This is a genomic window from Ectobacillus ponti (genome assembly GCF_024294785.1).
Lineage (GTDB): Bacteria > Bacillota > Bacilli > Bacillales > Bacillaceae_G > Ectobacillus > Ectobacillus ponti.
In genome coordinates this window covers 1-1,079 of record NZ_JANCLT010000048.1, presented here as the reverse complement: position 1 = coordinate 1,079, position 1,079 = coordinate 1, and the positions used below count along the sequence as shown (strand labels likewise).

2 protein-coding genes are annotated in these 1,079 nt (G+C 54.4%); one reads left to right on the top strand and one right to left on the bottom strand.

Features of this window, described 5'->3' with window-relative positions; translation table 11 throughout:
* Positions 1 to 178 precede the first annotated feature (178 nt).
* Positions 179 to 826, bottom strand: a complete 648-nt coding sequence (locus tag NK662_RS24495; RefSeq protein ID WP_254761328.1) for a glutathione binding-like protein — start codon at positions 824 to 826, stop codon at positions 179 to 181.
* 99 nt (positions 827 to 925) lie between these two features.
* Here NK662_RS24495 and NK662_RS24490 point away from each other — a divergent pair, with 99 nt between their 5' ends.
* A complete protein-coding gene (locus NK662_RS24490) occupies positions 926 to 1,057 on the top strand; it encodes a hypothetical protein (protein WP_279665810.1) in 132 nt (43 codons plus the stop codon).
* The last annotated feature ends 22 nt before the right edge of the window (positions 1,058 to 1,079 follow it).

The following is a 1,079-nucleotide window of genomic DNA, read 5'->3' as shown; positions in this document are numbered from 1 at the left end:
TAGCAGTACAAGACTTAGGTTGGATCATATGCAGCATAACAACACAATCCTGATTGCTTGAACATTCAACATCCAGGACACACATAATAACACAAATCCTTAAACGAGCAACCAACTGGGCACACCTCAGCTTATTCTGTGGACCATGGACGACAAACCTGTGCCTAGAACAACTACCTTAAGCAGGAGGCTTCATCAGTGAAGCCACCTTCTGGGAAGACGGCCTTGCCATCAGGTCAGTCCACCAGGCCTTCACATGCGGGTATGCGTCCAACACGGATGCGTGGGGAGTAGCCCCCAAGCATACAGTGCCAGCCACATGGCTTAGGTCCGCGACACTGATGTAGTCTCCAGCCAGGTACTTGCACTTCGTCAGGCGCGCCTCGTACACCTCCAACACCTTCTTCAGCTTCTCAAGGTTCTCCTCAACAACTTTCTCGTCGGGGGGTGCCCCAAACATCATCGGACGGATTAGGCACTGAAAAAGAATGGGGTTCAGTGCAGGAGTGTACTGGTTGGACTCCACTTCAAGCCACACATCCACCATTGCTGACTCCTTGAGGTCGCCATCCTTCAACAGCTCTGGTTTGTTCTTGCGGCATACATACTTGCAAATTGCACGTGATTCCCAGAGGAACAAGTCACCATCTTGCAAAGCCGGCACCTGACCAAAGGGGTTCCTGGCGAGGTGGTCGGGGGCCTTGTGCTCGCCTTTGGAGAAATCGAGCGGCACGATCTCGTACTCGGCGCCGGCCTCCTCCAGCACCGCCACGCACCTCGTCACGTTCCACGACAGCGTCGACCCGTACAGCTTCATCGGAGCCATCGCTTTGTCGGCGCCCTCCTGGGCCTCGGCACCCAGATGTACTCCAACGCCCTCCGCAAGCTCCCCTACATGCGCCATCCCTGGGAGCATGTGGTGGGAATGGGCCTGGGTGCGGTGTTCGTCAACCAGCTGGTGAAGTGGGATGAGAAGCTCAAGGAGGATCTCGACAAGATGCTTGAGCGTGCAAAGCAAGCCAACGAGCGGCGTTACTTTGATGATGATGATGATTAGCTATTTTCATATTGGTTTGTCA

Bases quoted from the DNA above. Each gene is read 5' to 3' on its own strand.
- NK662_RS24495 (WP_254761328.1), bottom strand. From the start codon at position 826: ATGGCTCCGATGAAGCTGTACGGGTCGACGCTGTCGTGGAACGTGACG.
- NK662_RS24490 (WP_279665810.1), top strand. From the start codon at position 926: ATGGGCCTGGGTGCGGTGTTCGTCAACCAGCTGGTGAAGTGGGATGAG.